The organism is Microbacterium sp. BLY (genome assembly GCF_017939615.1).
GTDB lineage: Bacteria > Actinomycetota > Actinomycetes > Actinomycetales > Microbacteriaceae > Microbacterium.
In genome coordinates this window covers 1,714,822-1,740,743 of sequence record NZ_JAGKSR010000001.1, presented here as the reverse complement: position 1 = coordinate 1,740,743, position 25,922 = coordinate 1,714,822, and the positions used below count along the sequence as shown (strand labels likewise).

Annotated in this window: 19 protein-coding genes; 7 read left to right on the top strand and 12 right to left on the bottom strand. The window is 72.4% G+C overall.

What is annotated here, in order from left to right:
• Positions 1 to 486 precede the first annotated feature (486 nt).
• From KAF39_RS16140 to KAF39_RS08610, 4 genes are read left to right on the top strand one after another with little or no spacing between them, the layout of a single operon-like run.
• Positions 487 to 2,517 carry a sigma-70 family RNA polymerase sigma factor gene (locus tag KAF39_RS16140; RefSeq protein ID WP_210676884.1) on the top strand — a complete coding sequence of 677 codons (2,031 nt, stop codon included), beginning with the start codon at positions 487 to 489 and terminating at the stop codon, positions 2,515 to 2,517.
• A gap of 9 nt (positions 2,518 to 2,526) precedes the next feature.
• Complete coding sequence (locus tag KAF39_RS08620; protein WP_210676883.1) at positions 2,527 to 2,898, top strand: YrdB family protein; 372 nt, start codon at positions 2,527 to 2,529, stop codon at positions 2,896 to 2,898.
• A 10-nt stretch (positions 2,899 to 2,908) separates the two neighbouring features.
• A complete protein-coding gene (locus KAF39_RS08615) occupies positions 2,909 to 4,273 on the top strand; it encodes an FAD-binding oxidoreductase (protein ID WP_210676882.1) in 1,365 nt (454 codons plus the stop codon).
• Complete coding sequence (locus KAF39_RS08610) at positions 4,266 to 4,673, top strand: NUDIX domain-containing protein (protein ID WP_210676881.1); 408 nt, start codon at positions 4,266 to 4,268, stop codon at positions 4,671 to 4,673. The genes KAF39_RS08615 and KAF39_RS08610 overlap by 8 nt, the downstream gene beginning before the upstream one ends.
• Positions 4,674 to 4,680: 7 nt before the next feature.
• Here KAF39_RS08610 and nagB read toward each other — a convergent pair whose 3' ends face one another.
• The 5 genes from nagB to KAF39_RS08585 all read right to left on the bottom strand — a co-directional run bounded on the left by nagB (position 4,681) and on the right by KAF39_RS08585 (position 12,197).
• Positions 4,681 to 5,460, bottom strand: a complete 780-nt coding sequence (nagB, locus tag KAF39_RS08605) for a glucosamine-6-phosphate deaminase (RefSeq protein WP_210676880.1) — start codon at positions 5,458 to 5,460, stop codon at positions 4,681 to 4,683.
• Positions 5,453 to 6,418, bottom strand: coding sequence for an ROK family protein (locus KAF39_RS08600; protein WP_246878263.1), 966 nt, complete (start codon positions 6,416 to 6,418; stop codon positions 5,453 to 5,455). The genes nagB and KAF39_RS08600 overlap by 8 nt, the downstream gene beginning before the upstream one ends.
• Positions 6,419 to 6,449: 31 nt before the next feature.
• Positions 6,450 to 7,637 carry an ROK family transcriptional regulator gene (locus KAF39_RS08595; protein WP_210676879.1) on the bottom strand — a complete coding sequence of 396 codons (1,188 nt, stop codon included), beginning with the start codon at positions 7,635 to 7,637 and terminating at the stop codon, positions 6,450 to 6,452.
• 79 nt (positions 7,638 to 7,716) lie between these two features.
• Positions 7,717 to 10,989 (bottom strand): family 20 glycosylhydrolase, encoded by a 3,273-nt coding sequence (locus KAF39_RS08590; RefSeq protein ID WP_210676878.1) that lies wholly within the window; start codon positions 10,987 to 10,989, stop codon positions 7,717 to 7,719.
• Positions 10,980 to 12,197, bottom strand: coding sequence for an alanine racemase (locus KAF39_RS08585; RefSeq protein WP_210676877.1), 1,218 nt, complete (start codon positions 12,195 to 12,197; stop codon positions 10,980 to 10,982). The genes KAF39_RS08590 and KAF39_RS08585 overlap by 10 nt, the downstream gene beginning before the upstream one ends.
• Positions 12,198 to 12,222: 25 nt before the next feature.
• Here KAF39_RS08585 and KAF39_RS08580 point away from each other — a divergent pair, with 25 nt between their 5' ends.
• The gene (locus KAF39_RS08580) at positions 12,223 to 12,627 is read left to right on the top strand and encodes a RidA family protein (RefSeq protein ID WP_210676876.1); all 405 of its coding nucleotides are present in this window, start codon (positions 12,223 to 12,225) and stop codon (positions 12,625 to 12,627) included.
• Positions 12,628 to 12,740: 113 nt separating this feature from the next.
• Positions 12,741 to 14,231, top strand: coding sequence for a L,D-transpeptidase family protein (locus KAF39_RS16135; protein WP_307805148.1), 1,491 nt, complete (start codon positions 12,741 to 12,743; stop codon positions 14,229 to 14,231).
• 75 nt (positions 14,232 to 14,306) lie between these two features.
• On the opposite strand, the gene KAF39_RS08570 is transcribed toward KAF39_RS16135, so the two are convergent.
• Complete coding sequence (locus KAF39_RS08570) at positions 14,307 to 16,526, bottom strand: NADP-dependent isocitrate dehydrogenase (protein WP_210676874.1); 2,220 nt, start codon at positions 16,524 to 16,526, stop codon at positions 14,307 to 14,309.
• A gap of 165 nt (positions 16,527 to 16,691) precedes the next feature.
• Between KAF39_RS08570 and KAF39_RS08565 the strand changes: the two genes are divergently transcribed.
• Complete coding sequence (locus KAF39_RS08565) at positions 16,692 to 17,150, top strand: N-acetyltransferase (RefSeq protein ID WP_060922841.1); 459 nt, start codon at positions 16,692 to 16,694, stop codon at positions 17,148 to 17,150.
• A gap of 75 nt (positions 17,151 to 17,225) precedes the next feature.
• Here the strand turns inward: KAF39_RS08565 and KAF39_RS08560 are convergent, their stop codons facing one another.
• The 6 genes from KAF39_RS08560 to purH all read right to left on the bottom strand — a co-directional run bounded on the left by KAF39_RS08560 (position 17,226) and on the right by purH (position 25,917).
• Complete coding sequence (locus KAF39_RS08560; RefSeq protein ID WP_210676873.1) at positions 17,226 to 18,047, bottom strand: hypothetical protein; 822 nt, start codon at positions 18,045 to 18,047, stop codon at positions 17,226 to 17,228.
• Between the two features lie 95 nt (positions 18,048 to 18,142).
• A complete protein-coding gene (locus KAF39_RS08555; RefSeq protein ID WP_210676872.1) occupies positions 18,143 to 19,954 on the bottom strand; it encodes an ABC transporter ATP-binding protein in 1,812 nt (603 codons plus the stop codon).
• Entirely contained in the window at positions 19,951 to 21,897 is a 1,947-nt protein-coding gene (locus tag KAF39_RS08550) for an ABC transporter ATP-binding protein (protein ID WP_246878262.1), read from the bottom strand. Before KAF39_RS08550 ends, KAF39_RS08555 begins: the two co-directional genes overlap by 4 nt.
• Positions 21,898 to 22,162: 265 nt before the next feature.
• The gene (locus KAF39_RS08545) at positions 22,163 to 22,660 is read right to left on the bottom strand and encodes a methylated-DNA--[protein]-cysteine S-methyltransferase (RefSeq protein ID WP_210676871.1); all 498 of its coding nucleotides are present in this window, start codon (positions 22,658 to 22,660) and stop codon (positions 22,163 to 22,165) included.
• Entirely contained in the window at positions 22,657 to 24,165 is a 1,509-nt protein-coding gene (locus KAF39_RS08540; RefSeq protein ID WP_210676870.1) for a DNA-3-methyladenine glycosylase 2 family protein, read from the bottom strand. Before KAF39_RS08540 ends, KAF39_RS08545 begins: the two co-directional genes overlap by 4 nt.
• 144 nt (positions 24,166 to 24,309) lie before the next feature.
• Complete coding sequence (gene purH / locus KAF39_RS08535; RefSeq protein WP_210676869.1) at positions 24,310 to 25,917, bottom strand: bifunctional phosphoribosylaminoimidazolecarboxamide formyltransferase/IMP cyclohydrolase; 1,608 nt, start codon at positions 25,915 to 25,917, stop codon at positions 24,310 to 24,312.
• Positions 25,918 to 25,922: the final 5 nt, after the last annotated feature.

Genomic DNA, 25,922 nt, shown 5'->3' with positions numbered 1-25,922 from the left:
GCGGTCTCCGGTCGATCGGACGAGACGCGCACACCGGACTCCCCAGATCGGCGACGCACATCTCGCAGTGCGGGGTGGAGGGCCGCCGTTCTCCCCAGATCGGCGGCCCCGTTCCCTCCCGCTCGAGCGGGCGGGGCCGGGAGCTCCTCCCCCGAGGATCCCGACCCGCCCACTGGTGCAGCCCCCCGCACCAGCGCCGGAACTCCGCCCCCCGGTGGAGTCCATTTCGGCTGTCTCTACGGGAAGAGACGAGGGCACCCCCGGTTCATTACGCGGTTCTCGGAAAATTCTTCGAGAATCTTTCCGCCGGTCCCTTCCGAGGCCCCAGGCCGGGCCGGATGCGCATCCCGAAGATCTGCTCCGAGTCCGGTCGGGGGCTGGCCCCCTCGTCGATTTCGAGGGACAATGGTCCTACCGCGTAATGAAAGACGCATTCCTGCGTCTCTCCTCCTGGGAGACGAATCCGTCGCCCCCAGGACCAGATGGATGACTGTGCACCGAGAGAACACCACCCCCGACGAGACCATCGGCGATGCCGACCTGATCCTCCGCGTCCGCTCCGGCGACCGCGGGGCGTTCGGCGAACTCTGGAGACGCCACTACCCCTCGGGGTTGACGGTGGCCCGCTCGGTGACCTCCTCGATCGACCCGGACGACCTGGTGCAGGAGTCGTACACCCGCATCTACCAGGCCATCCTCAAGGGCGGTGGCCCCAACGGGTCCTTCCGCGCCTACCTCTTCACGAGCATCCGCAACACGGCCGCCGCCTGGGGGCGCGCCCGCCGCGAGACCGCGATCGACGAGCTCGACACCGTCGCCGACCCGGACAGCACCGAGCACGCCTCGAACGAGGCGCTCGACCGCAGCCTCACGGCCCAGGCCTTCCGCAGCCTGCCGTCGCGGTGGCAGGAGGTGCTCTGGTACACCGAGATCGAGCAGATGAAGCCGCAGGAGGTCGGTCCGCTCCTCGGCATGAAGGCCGGCGCGGTCTCCCAGCTCGCGTTCCGCGCCCGCGAAGGTCTCCGTGAGGCCTGGATCCAGGCGCACCTGCGCAGCGCGAACCCCGGCTCCGAGTGCCAGTGGACGATCGAGCACCTCGGCGCCTACTCGCGCGGCAACCTCGCGACGCGCGACCACAAGCGCCTCGAGCTGCACCTCGACGAGTGCGCGCGCTGCATGATCGTGGCGGCCGAGGCGAAGGACGTGTCGAAGCGCCTCGCCCTCGTGCTGCTCCCGCTCGTCCTGGGCGTCACCGGCGCCTCCGGCTACCTCGCCGCCCTGCAGGGTGGCGGCGCACCGCTCGTGGCGATGGCCGCGATGCCGTCTCCCGTCCCGGGCGCCGTGTTCGTCGGCGACGGCGGCGCCGGGCAGGCCGCGGCCGGCTCCGGTGCGGCCGGTTCGGGGGCGGGTTCCGCCGGCGGCACCGGGAGCGGTGCCGGCACGGGCGGGGTCTTCACGGGCATGGGCGCCGTCGTCGGCGCCGGATCGGCGGCCCTCGTCGTCGCCGGAGTGGTGGCCGCTGCCGCCATCGTCCCGGGACTCGCCGGGGCCAGCCCGGCGACCTCGCTGCCCAGCGCCTCCGATTCCGACCCGTCGTCGATCACGACCGACATCGCGCCGGACTCCTCGCTCGACCTCGAGCAGCCCGTGGTGATCGAGACCCCGGATGCCGACGAGAGCCCGGCTCCCCCGGTCGAGGAGGAGACCGCTCCGCCCGCCGCCGAGGAGACGGCGCCGGATGTGGCACCCGCCGCTCCGGAGATCCCGGCCGGCCTCCCCGAGGTCGCCCCGCCGGTGGCGCCGGTCGACCCCGTGGACCCGGTCGACCCCGTGGACCCGGTCGACCCCGTCGATCCGGTCGACCCCGTGGAGCCCGCTCTGCCCACGGAGCCGCCGACGTGGAGCACCGCGGACTTCTGGCTCGACGACGACCTCAACTGGCATTACGTCGTCCCGGTCGCGGGTGCCCCGGGCACCATCGTGCAGGCACTGCTCGACGGCAGCGAGACCAACGGCGGACGCGTCGTCCTCGGCGAGGACGGCACCGGGACCATCGAGCTCCGCCCCTCCCACCTGCAGTTCCTCTTCGCCAACCTCGTTCCGGTCACCTTCCGCTACCTGCTTCCCTCGGGCGAGGCCGGGCCGTCGGTCGTCACGACGCTCTACTCGCTCGAGCCCCAGGGGTCGGCGGGGGATGCGCGCGCCGCTGCCGGCGACCCCGTCGATCCGATCGTGCTCGCGGAAGACCAGAGCACGCCCACCGAGGCTCCGGCGGCCGCGCCGACCGAGGAGGCCGCCACCCAGGCCCCGGTCGAGACCATGCCGACGGAGTCCCAGCCGGCCGAGACGGCCCCGGCGGAGACCGCGCCCGTCGAGACCGCGCCCGTCGAGACCGCGCCCGTCGAGACCGCGCCGGTCGAGCCCGCGCCGACCGCCCCGCAGGAGACGGTCGTCGCCCCGGAGACGGCACCGACCGACGCCGCGACCCCGACCGAGGACGCACCGCCCGCGGAATAGACTGGACGCATGACCCCGGATCCCGCTCCCGTCGCCGGCGTCGAACGTCCGGCTCTCTCGGCGCTCGACATCGTGCGCGTCGTCGTCCTCATCGCGGCGATCGGCTCGCTGGCCCTGTGGGGCTTCGCCAGCTGGGACCTCCCGTGGAGCATCGTGATCGGCATCGGCGCCCCCGTGGTGGCCCTGCTGCTGTGGGCGCTCTTCCTGTCGCCGCGTCCCGTGCTGCGCGTGCACCCGTTCCTCCGCGCCATCGTCGAGCTGTTCATCTACGTGGGCGTGACGATCGCCTGGTGGTCGATGGGGCAGGCCCTGATCGGCACCGCGTTCGCGCTCGTCGCCGTCGTCGCCGGCGTCCTCAGCGGGCGCCGCGCCCTGGCGTGAGCGCACGGCCATGAGCGTCGTCTCGCTCCTCCGCGATGCGCTCGGCGCGCGCGTGGACGTCAGCGAGCAGTCCAGGGAAGAGGCCAGGGCGGATCGCTCCGGGCATGCCGCCGCCGGCCGTCCCCTCGCCGTCGTCCATGCCGAGAGCGTCGACGACGTACAGCAGACCATGCGGATCGCGACGGCGACGCGCACCCCGGTCGTCGTCCGCGGTGCGGGCACCGGACTCGCGGGCGCCGCGAACGCGGGCGAGGGCGAGATCGTCCTCTCCCTCCGCCGGATGGACGCCATCCTCGAGGTGCGGCCCGACGACCTCCTCGCCGTGGTGGAGCCCGGCATCCTCAACGCGGACCTCAATGCGCATCTCGCGACCCAGGGCCTGTGGTGGGCGCCCGACCCCGCCAGTCGCGACATCTCCACGGTCGGCGGCAACATCGCCACCGGCGCCGGAGGCCTGCTGTGCGCGAAGTACGGCGTCGTGCGGGATGCGGTCCTCGGGGTGGACCTCGTGCTCGCCGACGGGCGGCTGCTGCACCTCGGCCACCGCAGCGTGAAGGGCGTCACCGGTCTCGACCTGACGGCACTGGTCGTCGGGTCGGAGGGCACCCTCGGCGTGGTCGTGGGCGCCACCCTCAAGCTGCGCCGGCTCGTTCCGGGCGAGACCTGCACGGTCACGGCGACCTTCCCTGGCGTGCGGGCCGCCGCCGCCGGCTCGGCCGCGGTCACCGCCGCCGGGCTCCAGCCGGCGATCATGGAGCTCATGGACGCCGTGAGCCTCGCCGCCGTCCACGCCCTGCTGGGCCTCCCCGAGCCGACGCCCGGAGCCGCCCAGCTCACGATCCAGACCGACGGTCCCGCCGCCCGTGCGGAGGCGGAGGCGATCGCGACGATCCTGCGGGCCCACGAGGGCGTCCCCGTCGTCTCGCACGACCCCGCCGAGGGCGAGCGACTGCTGGCGGTCCGCCGCTCGATGCATGCCGCGATGGCCTCCCTCGGGACGACCCTCATCGAGGACGTCTCGGTGCCGCGGAGCGCCATGCCGGCCATGTTCGACGAGATCGCGCGGATCGAGCGCGAGTTCGGCATGACGATCCCGACCGTCGCCCACGCCGGGGACGGCAACCTGCACCCCAACTTCATCTTCGAGGGCACGCAGACACCACCGGAGGTCTGGGCCGCCGCCGACGAACTGTTCCGCGCCGCGATCCGTCTGGGCGGCACGCTCACCGGGGAGCACGGCATCGGCGTCCTGAAGCGCCGCTGGCTCGCGGACGAGCTCGGCGATGACCAGTGGCAGCTGCAGCGGGACATCGCCGCCGTCTTCGATCCCCTCGGGATCCTCAATCCCGGAAAGGTCTTCGTCCCCGATGCCTGACATCCATGTGAGCGCCGCCGTGATCGTCGACGACGACGGCCGCGTCCTCGTCGTCCGCAAGCACGGCACGACGCGGTTCATGCAGCCGGGAGGCAAGCCCGAGCCGGGCGAGTCGGCGGCCGAGACCCTCCTCCGCGAGCTCCAGGAGGAGCTGGGGCTGGAGCTGGCGGAGGCCGACCTGCGGCCGCTGGGCCGCTTCGTGTCCGCGGCCGCCAACGAGCCGGGTCACCGGGTCGTCGCGGAGGCGTTCGCGACGACCATCGACCCGACCGGCGTCCAGGTCCGGGCCGAGCTCGCCGAGCTCCGCTGGATCACCCCGGCGGACGCCGCCACGCTCCCGCTGGCCCCGCTGAGCGTCGAGCACCTGCTGCCGCTCGCATGGCCGGCGGCCGCGCGCTGACGCCGCGTCAGATGCCCTGCCAGGCCGGCTTGTTCGCGAAGGTGTACCGGTAGTAGTCCGCGAGCTGGAGCTTCGAGGCCGCGGCCTCGTCGACGACGATGGTCGCGTGCGGGTGGAGCTGGATCGCCGACCCGGGCAGCAGCGCGGTGAGCGGTCCCTCGACCGCTGCCGCGACGGCCTCGGCCTTGCCCGCACCGAAGGCCAGGAGCACGAGGTGACGGGCCTCCAGGATGGTGCCGAGCCCCTGGGTGATGCAGTGCATCGGGACGTCGTCGATGGAGTCGAAGAAGCGGGCGTTGTCCTCGCGCGTCTGCTCCGTGAGCGTCTTCACGCGGGTCCGCGAGGCGAAGGATGACCCCGGCTCGTTGAACCCGATGTGGCCGTCCGTGCCGATGCCGAGGATCTGCAGGTCGACGCCGCCGGCCGCGGCGATGGCGGCGTCGTAGTCCTCACCGGCGTGCTGGATCGTCGCCTCCGCGCCGTTCGGCACATGGATGCGCTGCGGGTCGAGACCGAGCGGCTCGACCACCTCGCGGGTGATGACGGAGCGGTAGCTCTCCGGGTGGGAGGGATCGATGCCCACGTACTCGTCGAGTGCGAATCCGCGCACCTGCGAGACGTCGCGCCCGGCGAGGCGGCTGCGGAGAGCCTGGTAGACGGGCAGCGGGGTGGAGCCGGTCGCGAGGCCGAGCACCGCATCCGGACGGCGGTCGATGAGCTCGACGATCTCGGTGGCGACCAGGGCGCCGGCGGCCTCGGCATTCTCGACGATGACGACCTCAGCCATGCGGAACGATCTCCTTCTCAGAAATGGATGCGCCCACCAGAGCGGCGCCGAAAGCGGCGGCGGGGGAACCCGCGGGGAGCAGTTCGATTCTCTCATCCAGACGCAGCGACCTCAGGAACGGTGACGCCTCGGCGCCCGCATGGAGGGCCTCGCGGACGCCGTCCGCGAGGCGGGTGCCGAGAGCCGTGAGCCCACCGCCGATGACCACCGTCTCGACGTCGGCCGACAGCACGAGCACCCGCACCGCCGCGGCCGCCCCGAAGAAGAGGTCGGCGCGCAGTGCGAGCGCCTGGGGGTCTCCCGCGTCGGCGGCGTCGACGATGTCCTTGACGGGCAGGGCGCCGGGGCGCCCCCACGCCTTCGCGAGCGCACCTCCCCCGCAGAAGGTCTCCACGCAGCCGCGCTGGCCGCACCCGCACAGACGTCCGCGCGGGTCGACGGAGAGGTGCCCGACCTCGCCGGCGGTCCCCCGCGCACCGCGCCAGATGCGCCCGTCGATGACGATGCCGGCGGCGACCCCGGTGCCGAGGTTGAGGTACGCCATCGAGCCGGCGACGTCGCTCAGCACGGCGGCGCCCAATGCGGCGGCCTTGACGTCGTTCTCCACCCGGAACGGGATGCCCAGCGCCTGCGCGGCGCGTGTCGCCAGGTCGAGCGACTCCACGCCGAGGTTCACCGCGTGGAGGACCCGACCGGCTTCCGCGTCCACGAGACCGGGGATGCCGATGCCGGCGGAGCCGACCGCGGACAGCGGCACGCCGATCTCGTCGGCGAGCGCGACGACGGTCGCGACGATGCTCTCGACGACCGCGTCCTCCCCCCATCCCGTCGGTCGCCGCAGTCGCCCGAGGATGGTGCCGGCGGGGTCGACAGCGACGGCGTCGATCTTGGTGCCTCCGACGTCCAGGCCCACGCGAATCGGCCGACCGGCGAGGTCGGCGGGGGCGGGAACGGTCATCGGGTGCCGTTCCCGGTCGTGCGCATCGGGGTCATGACACACCCAGCTGCCCGGACAACACCATCACCGCGGCACCGCGGAGCACGATGTCGTCCTGATGGGTGAGGCGCACCAGGACGTCCTCGAAGACGCCCTCGAGCGTACGGGCGTGGAGGGTCTCGACGGCGGCGTCGATGAGCGTGCCGTCCAGCAGCTCCGCCGGGCCGGAGAGCACGACCTCGGAGAGGTCCAGCGCGGCCACGATCGGGGCGATGGCGATCGCCATGCGGGTGCCGGAATCGCGGAGGATCTCGTCGCGCGCCGCGGGGTCGGCCTCGATCGCCTGCCGCAGACGGCTCACGCTCAGCCAGGCCTCGAGGCAGCCGATCTTGCCGCAGGCGCAGCGGGGTCCGCCGTCGGTGCCGACCACGACGTGGCCGATCTCCCCCGCTGCGAACCGGCTGCCCAGCAGCGGCTGGCTGCCGGTGATCAGGCCGGCGCCGACGCCGCGACCGATCTTGATGAGCATGAAGTCGGCCTCCGCCTCGCCGAAGGTGTACTCGGCGAGCACGGCGGCGTTGGCGTCGTTGCGGGCGAGCACCGGGAGGTCGAGGTCTGCGCTGAGCTTCGCCTCCAGCGGGAAGTCGGTCCAGCCGAGGTTCGGCGAGCTGAGCACGACGCCGTCGGGGCGCACGACGCCCGGCGTGCCGATGCCGACGCCGAGGACGGGCTGCGTCGCGATCTCGACGAGGGTCTGCGCGAGGCCCCGCAGGGCGTCGTAGGCAGCATCGCCGTCCGGCGTCTCCGGCCGCGGCACCTCGCGGCGCTCCAGCACGTCGCCGTCGAGGCTGAGGACGGCGCCCTCGAAGGCGGTCGGGCCGGACAGATCGAGACCGATGATCTGGTGCCCCACGCGGTCGATGTCGATGAGGATCGGGGGCTTGCCGGGACCGACCGCCTCGCGCACCCCGATCTCGACGACGATGCCGTCGGCGATGAACTCGGCCACCAGGTCGGAGATCGTCACCCGGGTGAGGCCGGTCTCGCGGGAGAGGTCGGCGCGGCTCATGGCGCCGGAGTGGTAGAGCGTCTGGAGCACGAGCGCGCGGTTGTGGCCGCGGGCGTGCTCGGGGAGCACCTTGGTGCGCGAACGGAGATGCCGCGCGGGGCCGAAGGCGTGCGCGTTCGCGGCGACGAAGTCTGTCGTCGCCGCCGGGCGCTGATCATCCGAAACGGACATGTTTGTTAGTAGACCTTACGAACAGGAATTGTGCAACCTTCCCCCGCGATTCCGCGGGCAGGGTTACCGAAACGTGACATCAGAGGGACGGCGGTGCCGCCTGGTCCTGCGCCATCCGGCGCAGCCGCTCGACCAGCCCGGCGACGATCCCCTCCCTCGTCTCCACCGTCATCGGCTTACCGGGGACACCCGGACGCCGCTGCGCCGGTGTCGGGCCGTCCAGCGGACGATACCGCACGCCCGCCGCCGCCAGCCGCCGCAGGTGCGTGGGCAGACGACGCGCGAAGTCGGCGAACGGCGCGGGGTCTCCCCCGTCCCACAGCCGCTCGGCGATCGCCGCCAGGCGGGGGAACATCGCGAAGTCCACCCGGTCCCGCGTCGGCAGGTGCTCGGTCCAGACGTTCGCCTGGCCGCCCACCGCGCCGTCGACGACCCGGAACGAGTAGGCACGCTCGAGCGTGAGCGGCGGACCGACCCGGATCGGCTCCTCGGCGGATTCCGACTGCGGGTAGTCGAGGTAGACCTCGAGGTCCGGGCAGGCGACGACCGGGATCCCGCGCCGCAGCGCTGCGCCCATCGCGACCGGACCCCGCCAGGCGAGGATGCGCACCCCGTCGGGGACGTCGCCCTCCAGCACCTCGTCCCACGCGAGCGCCGTCCTCCCCCGCGCCCGCACGTGGGCGACGAACTGCGCCGTGAACCACGGCTGCACATCGTGCGGCGTGGCGAGTCCGAGCTCCTGCATCCGCACGGCCGCGGCCGGACTCGCGGCCCACTCCGTCACGGGCACCTCGTCGCCCCCGATCCCGATCCATGCCGACGGGAACACCTCGCACAGCGCGTCGATGGCGGCACGGCCGAACGCCAGCGCCTCCGGGGTCGGGGCGAGCGTGCGCGCGTTCACGCCGAAGCGCTCCCACGGGCCGTCCGCAGGTTCCGCGACGTCGGTGTTGCCGAGGTCCGGATACGCGGCGAGTGCCGCCTGCACGTGTCCGGGAAGCTCGACCTCGGGCACGAGGGTCACGAAGCGGTCGGACGCGTACCGGACGAGATCGCGCAGCTCGGCGGTGGTGTAGAACCCCTCGTGCACCCCGGGCTCGACGGTCGCCTCCGGCCCGTGGCCACGCTGCGTCGCCGACCGATGCGCCCCGATCTCGGTGAGACGCGGGTAGCCGGGCACCTCGAAACGCCATCCCTGGTCGTCCGTCAGGTGCAGATGGAGGATGTTGAGGTGGTGATCGGCCAGCAGGTCGATGAGGCGGCGGACGTCCTCCGCCGGGCGGATGTGCCGCGCCACGTCGAGCATCGCTCCCCGCCAGGAGGAGGCGGGAGCACCCTCCCACTGCCCGGCGGGGATCACGGCGGGCGCCGTGGGGCCGAGATCGGGGTCGCGGAGCTGACGGAGCGTGGTGGCGCCACGGAACACGCCGGCCGGGGTCGCCCCGACGATCTCGATCCCCGCGGAGGTCACGGTCACGCGGAACGCCTCCTCCCCCCGACGTCCCTCCGCCGCCGCGGTGACGCCGAGTTCCGGATCGACGAGCAGGCGAATGGCCGGGAGGGCGGCGTCGCCGGCACCGCCGCCGAGACGGGCGACGGCGGCGGACAACGCGGGCGGGGCCGTGATCGGGGTCGCGGGGGTCCAGCGGAACGGCATCGCCTGCGGATCGATCCGGGCCGCGATGTGCGGGACGGTCGCCCGGGCGGCCGAGGGCGGCATCCGCAGGGCCCGCCCGGCGACGACCCCCGTCGGCTCGCCGTCGAGGACCACCGGCACGCCGCCGACGAGCACTTCGCGCACCCCCTGCGGGCGACCGTGCGGGTCGTCGAAGGTGGCGCCGGCGGCGATGGTCCGGGGGTCGAACAGCACGAGATCGGCCGTCGCGCCCTCGCGGAGGACGCCGCGCGGGGCATCGCCGCGGTCCACACCGAGCCGGGCGGCCGGGGTGCCCGAGAGATGGCGCACGGCCTCCTCCAGGCTCAGCACGCCGAGCTCGCGGACATAGTGGCCGAGGTAGCGGGGGAAGGTGCCGCGGCCACGGGGGTGTGGACGCGCGCCGATGAGGATCCCGTCGCTGCCGCCGGAGTGCCGCGGATGCCGCATGATCGCGCGGACGTTGTCCTCGTCGCCGATGTGCATGAGCACGCCTGTGGCTCCGGCGTCGAGGAGGATCGTGTCGATCACCACGTCGACGGCGCGCCGCCCGGAGTCCGCGGCGATGTCGGCGACCGTGCGCCCGACGAGTCCGGCCAGCGCGGGATGCGCGGTGCCCGAGATCTGGATCGCCGTCCAGTCGGCGACCTCCCCGTGGAAGCCGTCGCAGCCGATCTCCTCCAGCTCGACCCTGACCGCCTCGCGTCCGTCGGCGTCGAGGGCGGCGAGGGCGCCGAGGAGGTCGCCGGTGGCCGCGAGCCGGCTCGGCAGCAGCGCGGACAGCGTGGTCGCGCCCGGCAGGTAGGGGTAGGTGTCCAGCGTCACGTCGACCCCGTCCGCCACGGCCTCGTCCACGAGAGCCAGCAGCTCGGCGGCGCGCCCGCGGTTGGGGGCGAAGTTCATGGTCGCGTGCGTGAGGTGGACCGCGCACCCGGTGCGGCGGCCGATCTCGATCGCCTCGCGGTACGCGTCCAACGCGGCGCCGCCGTAGCTGCGCGTGTGCGGCGCCCAGTAGCCTCCGCGCTCGGCGACCACGCGGCAGAGCGCCTCCAGCTCGGCCGTGTCGGCGTACATCCCCGGGGTGTAGGTGAGTCCGCTCGACATGCCGAATGCGCCGGCGTCGAGCGCCTGCCCGAGGAGGTCGGCCATCGCGGCGATCTCCGCGGTCGTGGCCGCGCGGTTCTCGTGCCCGACCACCATCATCCGGAGGTTGCCCTGCGGCACGAGCACGGCGGCGTTGGCCACGGTGACGCGGTCGATGGCCGTCAGCAGGTCGTCCATCGACCGCCAGGGCACCTCGTCCGGCAGACCGTTCCACCCGGCGATCTGCGCGGGGATGACGGCGGCGGTGGCCTCGTCCAGCGGTGCGTACCCCAGACCGTCCTGGCCGAGCACCTCGGTGGTCACGCCCTGGCGGATCTTGGCGTCGTGCGCCGCGCCGTCGAGCACCGCGAGATCGCTGTGCGCGTGCATGTCGATGAACCCGGGGGCCAGCACGAGGTCGGACGCGTCCACCTCGATCGCGCCGTCGGGCACCACGAGACCGTCGGTGTCGCCCTCGCGGCGGATCGCGACGACCCTGGCGCCCTCGACGGCGACGTCCGCGATGTACCGCGCGGCCCCGGTGCCGTCGACGACGGTGGCACGCCGATAGACGCGCACACCGCCTGCCGCCGCCTTCTCGGCGCTCAGAAGCATGTCGCCACCGCATCGATCACGCGCGGGTCGGCGGCGTCGGGGTCGTCGATCACCGCGACGACCCGCCACTTGTCGAACGCGGTGCAGGGGTGCGACAGCCCGAGGCGGACGACCTCGCCCACCGCGACGGTCGCGCCGTCGGCGGGTCGGAGGAAGGCGTGCTGGTCGTTGAGCGCCGTGATCGCCCCGGCGACGGACTGCGGTACGGGGAGATCGATGTCGAACGGCACATCCCGGCGCCCGGCGTCGAGCAGCGCGAGCCCGGGCTCCGGCTGGGACACGACGCGCGCCCACGCGTGCATCGCGGAGCGCAGCGGCGCGGTGTCCGTCGCCGGCCCGAACGGCGACATGCGGGAGTAGAAGCCGTCGTCGTGGATCTGGAAGGCCCCGGAGCGCAGGACGACCTCCGCTTCTCCGGCGGCGGCACCGAGGACCGCGGCGGCGCGGTCGGGGAACGAGCTCCCGCCCGCGCTCAGCACGGGGCGGAGACCATCGGGGTACTGCAGGCGGCGGTGCAGCTCGCCGAGGGTGGCGAGGAAGCCGTCGACCGCCGCCACCGAGGCCGCGGACCGGTCGGGGCCGAACGGCCCCTCATAGCCGGTCACCCCGGCGAGGCGGAGACCGGGAGCGGCCGTGATCGCCGCGGCGATGCTCTCGCCTTCCGCGACGGTCCGCGCCCCCGTGCGCCCCTGGGCGCCGCCGAGCTCCACGAGGACGTCCAGCGGACGCGGGGCGTCGGCGAGCGCCTCGGCGAGGATCGCGACACCGGCGAGCGAATCGGCCCCGCAGAGGATCCGCAGACCCTCGTCGGCGGCGAGCAGCGCGCCCAGCTCCCTGGCGGCCGCGCCGTCGGTCACGCCGTTGGCGATGAGCACCGTGGGGACGCCCGCGTCCACCGCCACCCGGGCCTGCCACGGCGTCGCGACGGAGAGACCCCAGGCGCCGGCGTCGAGCAGGCGCTGCCACAACGCGGGTGCCATGGTGGTCTTGCCGTGCGGGGCGAGGCGGACGCCCCTCCGCTCGGCCCAGCCGAACACGGTGGCCTCGTTGTGCGCGAGCGCATCGGCGTGCACCGTGAGCACCGGGGTGCGGAGATCGGACAGACGCAGGCCGGCTCCGGCGACCTCCGACAGACGCAGCCCCGCGGCACGCGCCGGGAACCCCTTCGCCCAGGCGCCGAGAACGGGATCCGGAATTTGTAGAGGCATCTAACAAGGCTACTAGGCTGGCGGCATGACCGCGAAGACACGAGTTTCCACCGACGCCGCCCCCGCTCCCGCGCACACCTTCTCGCAGGGCGTCCGCAAGGGCCCGATCGTCCAGGTCTCCGGCCAGGGACCCGTCGACCCGCAGACCAACGAGTACCTCCACCCCGGCGACGTCGCGGCGCAGACCACCCGCACACTCGAGAACGTCAAGGCCATCGTGGAGGCCTCGGGGGCCACCTTCGACGACGTCGTGATGCTGCGCGTCTACCTGACCACGCGCGACGACTTCCCGATCATGAACGAGGCCTACGGCGCGTTCGTGGAGGCCCACACGACCAGCGGCGTCCTGCCGGCCCGCACCACCGTCTTCACCGGGCTCCCCCGCGAGGAGATGCTCGTCGAGATCGACGGCCTCGCCGTCATCGGCTGACCCTCCCACCCCGGACCGGCGGGGAGGCACCCTATCAGGACCGTTGCCTCCCCGTTACCAGCCATCCCGTACCATAGACCACAGGCACGTCGAAACTGCGGGGGGTGTGGTTCGTGACCGATCTGATCTCAGCGCCGGGCGCTGCAACGGGGGCACAGCCCGACGATGCGACACCGACGAGCGTTCTGACGCCGTCCGAGACACCGACCGACACCGTCCCGCCGCAGACCGGCGAGCAGCCCCTGGCCTGGGCCCCCACGGACCCGGCGCCCAAGAAGCGGCACCTCGGCCTGTGGATCGGGCTGGGCGTGGGTGTGCTCGCACTCGGCGCCGGCGCGGCGTCCCTGATCCTGATCGCCCCCGGCACCACCGTCGCGGGCATCCCCGTGGGATGGATGACGCCGGGCGCCGCCGCCGAGGCGATCAGCTCGCACCTCGCGCAGACCGAGGTCACCCTGACCGGCGAAGGCGACGACGTCGTGCTCACCGGCGCCGACCTCGGCGCGACCACGGACGCCACGGCCCTCGCCGATGCGGCATTCGCCGCGCACCCGATGTGGAACCTCGGCGCCTGGATGGGCGACCCGGTGCCCGCCGACATCGTGCTCGACCCGGAGACGGCCACGGCCGCGCTCCGCGACGCCGTGCCCGCCAGCTTCGTCGACCCGGTCGACGCCGGCGTCGTCTTCGATGCCGCCAAGGCCACTTACACCGTCACCGCCTCCGCCCCCGGCACCGGCATCGACGTCGCCGACCTGAACACGGCCTTCGCCGAGGCGGTGGCCGATGGGCGCACGACGTTCGAGTACCCCGGCGGTCCGGCGGAAGCGCTGCCCGCCGTGTCCGATGACGACGCCGCCGCGACGGCCGGCACACTGAACACCATGCTCGCGACCATCGGCTTCTACGTCGGTGAGGAGCGGACCGTCCCGGTCGCCCCCGCCGTCGCCGCGTCCTGGCTGACGGTCGTCGACGACGACGGTCAGCTCCGGATCGAGGCCGACCCGCAGGCGATCCAGGCGACCGTCGACACGCTGCCCGCCGCGGTGGACCGCGCTCCGGTGAACGCCACCAACATCGTCGACTCGGCGGGCACCGTGCTCCGCGCCGAGCAGGAGGGCGCCACCGGCCGCGCCCTCGGCGACACCTCGCAGATCGCCGACCAGTTCGCCACGCAGCTGGCCGCGGGTGACGGCGTCTTCGCGCTCTCGGTCACCGAGACGCCCTTCGAGACGACGAACCTGTACCGCCGCGCCGAGATCAACCTCAGCACGCAGCGGGCGTACCTGTTCGAGAACGACAAGGTCGTGCAGTCCTGGGCGGTGTCCACCGGTCTTCCCGGCACGCCGACCCCGACCGGCAACTTCAAGGTCTTCGCGCACACCGCCATGCAGGACATGGGCTGCTACGAAGGCGCCCCGTACTGCACCGAGGACGTGCCCTGGATCACGTGGTTCGCGCCGAACATCGGCTTCCACGGCACCTACTGGCACAACAACTTCGGCAACCGGATGAGCCACGGCTGCGTGAACCTGCCGATCGACCTCGCCAAGTACGTCTACGACTGGTCCCCCGTGGGCCTCGAGGTCGCCGTCTACAACTGACCCGGAGTTCTGCGTCGGCAGAGGGCAGACAGCAGAAGGGGGCGGATGCCGCAGCATCCGCCCCCTTCCGTCGTCTCAGCGCAGCGCGTCGACGATCGCGTTGAGCGTCGTGGACGGGCGCATGACCGCCTCCACCAGCTTCTCGTCCGGTCGGTAGTAGCCGCCGATCTCCGCGGGCCGGCCCTGCACGGCGTTGAGCTCCGAGACGATGGCCTCTTCGTTCGCGGCGAGCTTCTCGGCGATCGGCGCGAAGGCCGCGGCGAGCTCCGGGTCCTTCGTCTGCGCCGCCAGCTCCTTCGCCCAGTACAGGCCGAGGTAGAAGTGGCTGCCGCGGTTGTCGATCGTGCCGAGCGCACGGCCGGGCGAGCGGTCCTCCTCGAGGAAGGTGCCGGTCGCGGCGTCGAGCGTCTCGGCGAGCACGCGCGCCTTCTCGTTGCCGGTCCGGTCGGCGAAGTGCTCGAGCGAGGCCGCGAGCGCGAAGAACTCGCCCAGCGAGTCCCAGCGCAGATAGTTCTCCTCGACCAGCTGCTGCACGTGCTTCGGCGCGGAGCCGCCGGCGCCCGTCTCGAACAGTCCGCCGCCCGCGAGCAGCGGCACGATCGACAGCATCTTGGCGCTCGTGCCGACCTCGAGGATCGGGAAGAGGTCGGTCAGGTAGTCGCGCAGCACGTTGCCGGTCACCGAGATGGTGTCCAGGCCGTGACGCATGCGGGCGAGCGTGTACCGCGTCGCCTCCTCCGGCGCGAGGATCGTGATCGTCAGGCCCCTGGTGTCGAGCGTGGCGAGGCCCTGGTGCACCTTAGCGATGATCTGGGCGTCGTGCGAGCGGTTGGCGTCGAGCCAGAACACCGCGGGGGCCCCGGTCGCGCGAGCCCGGCCGACCGCGAGCTTCACCCAGTCCATGACCGGGATGTGCTTGGTCTGGGTCGCGCGCCAGATGTCACCCTTGCCGACCTCGTGCTCGATGAGAACCGTGCCCTCGCTGTCGAGCACCTGGACGATGCCGTCCTCGGCGATCTCGAACGTCTTGTCGTGGCTGCCGTACTCCTCGGCCGCCTGCGCCATGAGACCCACGTTCGGGACGGTGCCGATGGTGGCGGGGTCCAGAGGGCCGTTCGCGATGACGTCGTCGATGACCGCCTGGTAGACGCTCGCGTAGGACGAGTCGGGGATGACCGCGATGGTGTCGGCCTCCTCGCCCTCCTTGCCCCAGAGCTTCCCGCCGTTGCGGACGAGGGCGGGCATGGACGCGTCGACGATGACGTCGCTCGGCACGTGGAGGTTGGTGATCCCCTTGTCGGAGTTCACGTACGACAGACGCGGGCCCTCGGCGATGGCCTTGTCGAACGCCGCGGCGATCTCGTCACCGCCGGCGACGTCGGCCAGTCCCGCGAGGATCGAGCCGAGGCCGTCGTTCGCGCTGAGGCCCGCCGCGGCGAGCTGCGTGCCGTACTGGTCGAACACGTCCGCGAAGAACGCCTTCACCACGTGACCGAAGATGATCGGGTCGCTGACCTTCATCATGGTGGCCTTGAGGTGCACCGAGTACAGCACGTCGTCGGCCTTGGCCTCCGCGAGCGTGTCCGCGAGGAACGCGTCGAGCTCCTTGGCGGACAGGAAGGTGGCGTCGATGATCTCGCGCGGAAGGACCTTGAGGCCTTCCTTCAGGACCGTGACGGTGCCGTCCTTCGCCGTGTGCCGGAAGGAGAGGACGTCGTCGTGGGCCGCCACCCAGGAGCGCTCGTTGTGCTTGAAGTCGTCGTGGCCCATCGTCGCGACGCGGGTCTTCGAGCCCTCGGCGAACGCCTTGTTGCGGTGCGGGTGCTTCTTGGCGTAGTTCTTCACCGCGAGCGGCGCGCGGCGGTCGCTGTTGCCCTCGCGCAGGACCGGGTTCACGGCGGAGCCCTTGATGCGGTCGTACCGGGCGCGGATGTCCTTCTCCTCCAGCGAGGAGGGCTCGTCCGGGAAGTCGGGGATGTCGTAGCCCTGCTTCTGCAGTTCGGCGATCGCCGCCTTGAGCTGCGGGATCGACGCCGAGATGTTCGGCAGCTTGATGATGTTGGCCTCGGGCAGGGTGGCGAGCCCGCCCAGCTCGGCGAGGGCGTCGCCGACCTGCTGCTCGGGAGTGAGCTTCTGCGGGAAGGCGGCGAGGATGCGGCCGGCGAGCGAGATGTCGCGCGTCTCGACCTCGATGCCCGCCTGGCCCGTGTAGGCCTGGATGATCGGCAGGAACGAGGCGGTGGCCAGCGCCGGTGCCTCGTCGGTGTAGGTGTAGATGATGGCGTCGTCGGTCACCGGGAGGTTCTCCGTTCACGGGGCGATTTGTCTCGATACCAAGATACCTGAGCGGCTCCCGGTCCGAAGCGGGCGCCCCGGTCGCCGCCGCGCACGGGCCGCGACGTCCGGGAAAAGTCCGGCCCGAGTGATGAATGCGTCGACGGGAGGGGCTAGCCTGGGGGCATGTCCGAACTGCGCATGGTCGAACTCTCCGCCGCGACGATCGTCGCCGTGAACAACCTGTCGCTCAAGCCCGGACAGGAGCAGTTCCTCGCCCCCGTCTCGTACGGCATCGCGGCCACCGTCATCAACCCGCAGACCTCCTGGCAGCGGGTGATCCTGGACCGCAACGAGGTCGTGGGCTTCGTGAGCGCGAACTTCGACGACGAGGCGCCGGAGGAGCACTTCCGCTCCGTGCTGTGGCGCATCAACGTCGACGCGGACGACCAGGGCCGCGGCATCGGCCGCTTCGCCGTCGAGAACCTCATCGACGAAGCGCGCAACCGCGGCGTCGACCACGTCAACGTGATCTACGAAGCCGGGGAGGACGGCCCGGAGGCATTCTTCCGCCGCGTCGGCTTCACCCCGGTCGGGGAGACCGCCTACGGCGAGGTCATCGCCGAGATCCGCGTCCCCTCCTGAGACCGGCGGCGGGGTCTCGAATCCCCTCCCCCATCGAGACTCCGTCGCCCTCGACGCCCGCCGTCTCGACCGGGCTCAGCGTGGTCCGCTGCCGTCCGGCGGCGTGCCCTTGCCGCGACGGCTGTTCCACGCAGCCAACGCCGACGCCGCCGCGCCGGCCGCCCGATCGATGGCCTCGGCGGAACGGTGGAGCATGTCCTGCGCGGCGTCCTGCCAGGCCGGCGTCGGAGGCGCTTCGCCGGTCTGCACCTTCGCCGCGTGCTCGGCGGCCTCGAACGCCCGCTCCAGCTCCGCCACGGCGTCGCGGTACGCCGCGTACTCGGCCGCGGTGATCCGTCCGGTCGTCTGCCGCCGAGCCTCGACCGCGGCGCCGGCGGCACGCAGGTAGGCGGCCGTCTCCGGCCGCTTGACGTCGGTCATCTCCGGGTAGGTGATCTGGAGCGCGGGGTCGGTCTCGTAGCGCATCCACCGGGCGGTGACGGCATCGTGCTCCGCGTACAGACGCTCCAGCGGGCGCGGTGCGGAGCCGGCGGGGATCGCCGCGCGCGCGGCGTTCACCCGCACGCGCCGGGCGCGCACCTCGGCAGCGGCGGCCCGGGCATCGCGTTCGCGCTCCTTGAGCATGCGACGGGCGCCTGACACCTGCTCGGCGCTCGCCCGCTGTGCGGCGCGCTCGGCCGAGACACGGGCGAGATCCGCCCGCGCCACCTTCAGAGCGGTCCGACGGACGACCGCACGCTGCCGTGCCTCACGGAGGTCGTGGCGGGCCGCGTCGTACTCCAGCCGGCGGCCGCTGCGGGTGCGGCTCCGACGGACACCGATGGCGCCCGCGGTCACGCCGGCGGCCGCGGTGGGGGCGAGCCACCACCACTCCGCGACGAGCAGCAAGGGGTCCATCCTTCGATGCTACCGACCGCGGAGGACGCGCGGCGGGACGGACGAGGCCCGGCATCCGTGCGGATGCCGGGCCCCTGCCGGATCGTGGAGGACCGTCAGACGAGCGTCTCCTGCCAGGCCGCGTGCAGCTGCGCGAACTTCCCGGTGCCGCCGATCAGGGCCGCGGGCGTGTCGTCCTCGATGATCCGGCCGTGCTCCATCACGAGCACGCGATCCGCGATCGCGACCGTCGACAGCCGGTGGGCGATGATGATCGCCGTCCGGTCCGCGAGCAGCGTCTGCAGCGCATCCTGGATCAGGCGCTCGGACGGGATGTCCAGCGAGGCGGTCGCCTCGTCGAGGATCAGCACCGCCGGGTCGGCGAGGAAGGCGCGGGCGAACGAGATCAGCTGACGCTGCCCCGCCGAGACGCGACCACCCCGCTTGTTGACGTCCGTGTCGTACCCGTCCGGGAGCGCGGAGATGAACGCGTCGGCGCCGACCGCCCTGGCGGCCTCGCGGACCTCGTCGAGCGTCGCGTCGGGGCGGCCCAGCGCGATGTTGTCGGCGACCGTCCCGCTGAACAGGTAGGCCTCCTGGGTGACCATGACGATCGCCCGGCGGAGGTCCTTCGGGTGCAGCGACCGCAGGTCGACGCCGTCGAGCGTCACGACCCCGGCCGACGGATCGTAGAACCGCGAGATGAGCTTCGCGAGCGTCGACTTGCCCGCCCCCGTCGTCCCGACCAGCGCGATCGTCTGCCCCGCGGGGATGTCGAGCGAGAAGTTCGGCAGGATCGTCTTGTCCTCGTTGTACGCGAACGTGACCTCGTCGAAGCGGATGTGGCCCCGGGACTCCCAGAGGTCCACCGGCTTCTCGGGGTCCGGCACCGTCGGCACCTCTTCCAGGACGCCGGACACCTTCTCCAGCGCCGCGGTGGCGGACTGGTAGGAGTTGAGGAACATCGCGATCTCCTGCATCGGAGCGAAGAAGTTGCGCACGTACAGCACGGCGGACAGCAGCACGCCGACGGTCAGGGCGCCCTCCGAGACCCGGATGCCGCCCCACAGCACGACCACGCCGAGCACGAGCGCCGCGACACCCATGAGCCCGGGCTCGAACGTGCCGAACAGCAGCATCGAGCGACGGTTCACATCCCGGTACTCCCCCGCGACGCCCTGGAACACCTCGTCGTTGCGCGGCTCCTTGCGGAACGCCTTGACCGCGCGGATGCCCGTCATGGTCTCGACGAACTGGACGATCACCTTCGCGCTGATCACCCGGGACTCCCGGTACACGAGCTGCGAGCGCGAGTAGAACCAGCGCATCAGGAAGAACAGCGGGATGCCGCCGATCGCGAGGATGAGCCCGGACTGCCAGTCCCACACGCACAGCGCGATGAAGGTGAAGATGCCGAAGAGCACACCGGAGACCAGCTCGTTGAGTCCGCCGTCGAGCAGCTCCTTGATGGAGTCGAGGTCGCTCGTCTGCCGGGAGATGATCCGGCCCGACGTGTACGACTCGTGGAACTCGAGGCTCAGGCGCTGGGTGTGCAGGAAGATGCGCTTACGCAGGTCCAGCAGCACCGCCTGCGTGAGCTTCGCCGCGATGATGACGTACCAGGCGATGAGCACGGCAGCGAGAGCCCCGGCGAGCAGGTAGATCCCGCCGACGACGAAGGTCGGCATCCAGTCGGCGTGATCCAGCACCGCCGGCAGAGCCCGGTCTAGACCGATGCTGATGAGGATCGGGCCGGCGACCTGCAGCGCCGTCGAGACGACGAGCACCACCGCGGCGAGCGCGATCTGCGGCTTGAGCGGGCGCACGAGCGAGCCGAGCAGCCGCAGCGAGCGGCGGCGGACCGCCCTGCTCTCCTCCGTGGTGAGGCGGGAGCGGTCCTCGTCCTGGGTTCCGGTGAGAGAGCTCATCGCTGCACCTCCTCTCCTGCGAATCGGGGGGCGCCTCCCGGCGCCTCGTCGTCGGCCTCCTCGCGGAGGCCCTCCTGCACGGTCTCGTGGATCTCGGCCTGCTCATCCCGGATGATCGGGATCGCGCCGGTGCGCGCGGCCTCCTCCGCCTCCAGACTCGAGATGACGTGCCGGTAGTGCCGGCTCGTCTTCAGCAGCTCGGCGTGCGTGCCCACCGCGGTGATGCGGCCGTCCTGCAGCAGCGCCACCCGGTCGGCGAGCGCCACGGTGGACGGACGATGGGCGACGATCATCGCCGTGGTGTCGGCGAGGACGCGACGCAGCGCCTCCTCGACGAGCGCTTCGGTGTCGACGTCCAGCGCCGACAGCGGGTCGTCCAGGACGAGGACCTTGGGGTTGGCGGCCACGGCGCGCGCCAGGGCGAGCCGCTGTCGCTGCCCGCCGGACAGGCTCAGGCCCTCCTCGCCGATCACCGTCTCGACGCCCTCGGGGAGGGTGTCGACGAACGACGCCTGCGCGACGTCGAGGGCCTCGCGCAGCACTCGCTCGGCCTCCGGGCTGTGCACGTCGAGGTCCGCACGTCCGAGGAGGACGTTCTCGCGGACCGAGGCGGAGAAGAGGGTGGCGTCCTCGAACGCCATCGCGATGTGCTCCCGCAGCTCCGCGAGCGTCAGGTCGCGCACGTCGACGCCGTCGAGGGTGACCCGCCCGCCCGTCACGTCGTACAGGCGCGTGGGCAGGGTCGTCAGCGTCGTCTTGCCGCTGCCGGTGAGGCCCACGAGTGCCATGGTCTCGCCCGGTCGCAGCACGAGGTCGATCCCGTCGAGGAGGTCGCGCTCGTCCGGGCCCGCGTCCTGATAGCGGAAGTGCGCGTTCTCGAACGCGAGCTCGCCACGCGGGTTCTCGATGCGCACCGGCTGCGCCGGATCGGTGATCGTGTTCGTCTCCGAGAAGATGTCGAACACGCGGTCCGTCGCCGTCCGCGCGTCGAGCATGAACGAGAACAGGAACCCGATCGACTCGATCGGCCACCGGAGCACGACGGCCATCGCGAAGAACGCGAACAGCTGGGCCTCGTCGATGGCCCCCTGCGAGATCAGCCAGATGCCGGACACGAGGCTGAGACCGAACGCGATCTGCGGCATCAGGTCGAGCCAGAACCAGATCGAGGCGATGGCCCCGGCCTTGCTCATCTCGGTCTCGCGCAGCGTCTCGGCCTGACGGCTGAAGCGGCGCAGCGCGTGCGTGCCGCGGCCGAACGCCTTGAGCACGCGGATGCCGTGCACGCTCTCCTCGACGCTGGTCGCGAGGTCGCCGGCCTGATCCTGGCTGCGGCGGGTCAGGGCGCCGTAGCGCTTCTCGAAGAGGTAGCCGCGGATCCACAGCGGGATCGCCGTCACGAGGAAGATCGTGCCCAGCAGCCAGTGCCAGCGGAACAGCAGCACCGAGCCGATGATGATCGTCAGCACGTTCACGACGAGCAGCACGAGACCGAAGGCCAGCCACCGGCGGATCAGCCCGATGTCCTGCATCATGCGGCTCAGCAGCTGTCCCGACTGCCAGCGGTCGTGGAACGCGACCGGCAGCGTCTGCAGGCGCGAGTACAGCTCGGTGCGCATGCGGTACTCGACCTGGGTGGCCGGGAACAGCACGAACTGGCGGCGCAGCCACACCATGAGGGCTTCACCGAGGCCGAGGGCGAAGACGGCGAGCGCGCCCCAGATGATGGCGTCGAGGGCGCCGGAGCGCACCGGCCCGCGGATGATCTGCTCGAGCACGATGGGGATCATCAGCGCGATGAGCGCGGCGACGAGCGCACTGGCGGCACCGCCGGCGAGGCGCCAGATGACCGGCTTCACGAACGGCTTGAGCCGCCACAGCGCGGCGGGTGTGGAGAGGGAGGACGACGGGGACGGATTCTGCGCGGAAGACGAGGAAGACATGTCTCTCAGAGGAGTCGAGGAAGGAAAAAGTGAGAAGGCGGACGCGAGAGCGGGCTCACGGAGCCCGGCGTCCGGTGCAGGAGAAGGCGCGCGGGCTCTACGAGAGCGCGGCCGCCGGGGTCGAGCCGAGGGTGGCGATCCGCGCGGTGGCGATCGTGGTCATGGTGTCCTCCTCAAGGGCTCGGCGAGGTCGTCCGGTTGGCGCGACAGCCCATCAGCCTATTCCTGTGAACCAGCTGAGCGCAAGAGGCATTCCCCGCGGGGTTCAGCGCGCGGCGCGCTCCCGCGCCAGGAGGCTCTCCTTCACGGGCAACCCCCAGGCGAAGCCGCCGAGGGAGCCGTCGGTGCGCAGCACGCGATGGCACGGGACGAACAGGGCCGGAGCGTTGCGGGCACAGATCGACGCGGCTGCCCGCACCGCCTGCGGATTGCCGAGTTGCGCCGCGAAGCTCGTGTACGTCAGCGGCTCTCCGGGGGCGATGCCGCGGAGCGCCGCCCAACCGGCGAGCTGCAGGGCCGTGCCCGTCTGCGCGACCGCGACCGCGTCGATCGCGGTGACGTCGCCCGCGTAGTACGCACGGACGGCCCCCGCCGCGTCGGTCTCCACCTCGCGCACGGTCTCCGGTCGTGTGCGGGCGGGCAGCCGGACGAGGATCGCCTCGACGTCGTCGGTCCACCCGGACGCGAGCACGCGCTGGCGCTCGTCGGCCAGGATCGTGAAGGGACCGTCGGCGGTGTCGAGGGTCTGGATGAGAGCGGTCATGAGGTCTCCTCGGTGTCGGGCGCGGGGCCACGGGCGGGGCGGACGGCGGATCTGCTCCGCGGTCCGGCGGGACGGACGGGGGCCGCACGCCACAGGTGCGCGCTGAGGTAGCTGCGCCACGGCGCGGTGCGCTCCGCCCACGCGGTCAGGCTCTTCGGGTCGGACGGGAGTCCGGCCGCCGCCGCACCGGCGCGCAGGGCGACGTCGCCGGGCAGCAGCACGTCCGGATCACCGAGCACCCGCATCCGCACGTAGTCGGCCGTCCAGGGGCCGATTCCGGGCATCGCGAGGAGAGCGGCCCGCTGCGTGGGGCCGTCGTCACCGACGCTGAGGGTCAGGCTCCCGTCGGCGAGCGCGGCGGCGGCTCCGGTGACGGCGCGGATCCGGGCGGCGGGCCCGCGCAGCACCTCCGCGCCGTGGGTCGCGATGGCCGTCATGGTCGGGAACAGCAGGCCGTCCGGTGTGCGCTCCCCCAGCGCGGCGGTGAGCGCGGTGAGCGCGGTGCGGGCCGCGACGACCGTGATCTGCTGCCCGATCATCGCGCGGATCAGCATCTCGTGCGGATCGGCGGCGCCCGGCACGCGGATGCCGGGGGTCCGCGTGACGAGCGGCGCGAGGGGCGAGTGCGCCGCCAGCGCCTCCTCGATCGCGAGCGGGTCGGCGTCCAGGTCGAAGATGCGCCGCGCGGTCGCCACGAGCGGCGCGAGATCGCCGAGCTGCGCCACCCGCGCGCGCAGGCGCAACCGCGCCGTCTCATCCTGCCGCACCTCGAACCACGCCGGACCACCGGGCATCCGGAGATGACGGGAGAAGGAGGTCGGCGTGGTCTCCTCGACGCCGGTCACCGCACGGGCGGCCATCCAGGCGAAGACGCCGGCCGCGTCCAGGGGCCCCCGGTACGGCAGGATGAGGTCGATCGCGCCCGGCACCGCCGCCGTCGCCGTCCGGCGGCGGGCACGCAGCTCCCCCGGGGTGAGGGCGAACACCTCGCGGATCGTGTCGTTGCACTGCCGGATGCTGTGGAAGCCGGCCGCGAAGGCGACATCCGCGATGGGCATGTCCGTGCCCACGAGGAGCATGCGGGCGGTGTGGGCGCGGTGCGCCCTGGCCAGCGCGAGCGGGCCGGCGCCGAGCTCGGTCGTCAGCAGCCGGGTGAGGTGACGGCTGGAGTAGCCGAGCCGCGCGGCGAGCCCCGGGACACCCTCCCGCTCGACCACCCCCGACGAGATCAGGCGCATGGCCCGCGCGGCGGTGTCCCCGCGGACGTCCCACGCGGGAGACCCCGGGGCGGCCTCGGGGAGGCAGCGCTTGCACGCACGATACCCGGCCTCATGGGCGGCGGCGCTCGTCGGAAAGAAGGTGACGTTCTGCGGTTTCGGCGTGCGCGCAGGACAGCTCGGGCGGCAGTAGATGCCGGTCGAGCGCACGGCCGTGACGAACTGCCCGTCGAAGCGGGTGTCCCGGGCGCTGATCGCCCGGTAGCGCTCGTCGAAGGAGTGGCTCATGTCCTCCACCCTCTCACCCCCACGGGCGTCCGGCTGGCGGAAATCGGACATCGCGGTGATGCGCGGAAACCCCGCCCACGCGCCGAGACCCCGGCGTGCACACGTGCGCACGCCGGGGTCTCGGCGGAAGAGCGGGGTCTCGGCTCAGTGGAAGAAGTGACGCTCCCCGGTGAAGAACATCGTGACGCCGGCCTTGCGCGCGGCATCCACGACCTCTTCGTCACGGACGGAGCCGCCGGGCTGCACGATCGCCGTGACACCGGCGTCGATGAGCACCTGCGCGCCGTCCGCGAACGGGAAGAAGGCGTCGGAGGCCGCGACCGATCCGGCCGCGCGGTCGCCGGCGCGCTCGACCGCGAGGCGGCACGAGTCGACGCGGTTGACCTGGCCCATGCCGACACCGACCGTCGCGTTGTCCTTCGCGAGCACGATCGCGTTCGACTTCACCGCTCGGCACGCCTTCCACGCGAAGATGAGGTTCTCCATCTCCTCGTCACTCGGACGCTCCCCCGAGACGAGCTCCCAGTCCTTCGCGACCGAGACGATGTCGTCCGGGAAGCGGTCGGCGTCCTGGAGCAGCAGACCGCCGGAGACGAGGCGGACGTCCATGCGCTCCTGCTGCCAGTCCTCCGGCAGCTGGAGGAGACGCAGGTTCTTCTTGGCCTTGAAGACCTCCAGCGCCGCCGGCTCGAACGACGGCGCCACGATGACCTCGGTGAAGATGTCCTTAAGGTTCTCGGCCATCTTCAGCGTCACGGTGCCGTTCGCGGCGATCACGCCGCCGTACGCGGACACCGGGTCGCACTCGTGGGCGCGCAGGTGCGCGCTGGCGATCGGGTCGAGGGCGTTCGGCGCCGTGGTCGCGATGCCGCACGGGTTGGCGTGCTTGATGATGGCGACGGCGGGCTTGATCATGTCGTAGGCGGCGCGCAGGGCGGCGTCGGCGTCCACGTAGTTGTTGTACGACATCTCCTTGCCCTGCAGCTGCGTGGCCTGGGCGATGCCGTGTCCGCCGGCGCGGGTGTAGATGGCGCCGCGCTGGTGCGAGTTCTCGCCGTAGCGGAGGGTCGCCAGCCGCTCGGCCTGGATCGTCAGGTGCGCGGGCAGGTCGCCCGGCTCGGTGAGGGTCCCCTCGGCGAACCACTGCGCGACGGCCGTGTCGTAGGCCGCGGTGTGCGCGAACGCCCGGGCGGCCAGCTCGCGCCGCTGTGCGAGGGAGGTGCCGCCGTCGGCGACGGCCGCGACGATCGCGGGGTAGGACTGCGGCGACACGACGATCGCGACGTTCGCGTGGTTCTTCGCGGCCGCGCGCACCATGGCCGGCCCGCCGATGTCGATCTGCTCCACCACGTCGTCTCCGGCCGCCCCGGAGGCGACGGTCTCGACGAACGGATAGAGGTTGACCACGACGAGCTCGAACGGCGCGATGTCGAGGTCGGCCAGCTGGCGCTCGTGGTCCTCCAGGCGCAGGTCGGCCAGCAGGCCGCCGTGCACCTTCGGGTGCAGGGTCTTCACCCGGCCGTCGAGCATCTCGGCGACACCGGTCACGGCGGCGACATCGGTCACCTCGAACCCGGCGTCGCGGATCGTGGACGCGGTCGATCCCGTCGAGACGATCTCGACCCCCGCCTCGGCGAGCGCGGCGGCGAGCACGAGCAGGTCGGTCTTGTCGCTGACCGAGACGAGCGCGCGCCGGATCGGCACGGTGTCGCGATCGCGGTAGAGCGTGGGGTCGTGGCGGGGGCCGGCCATGATGG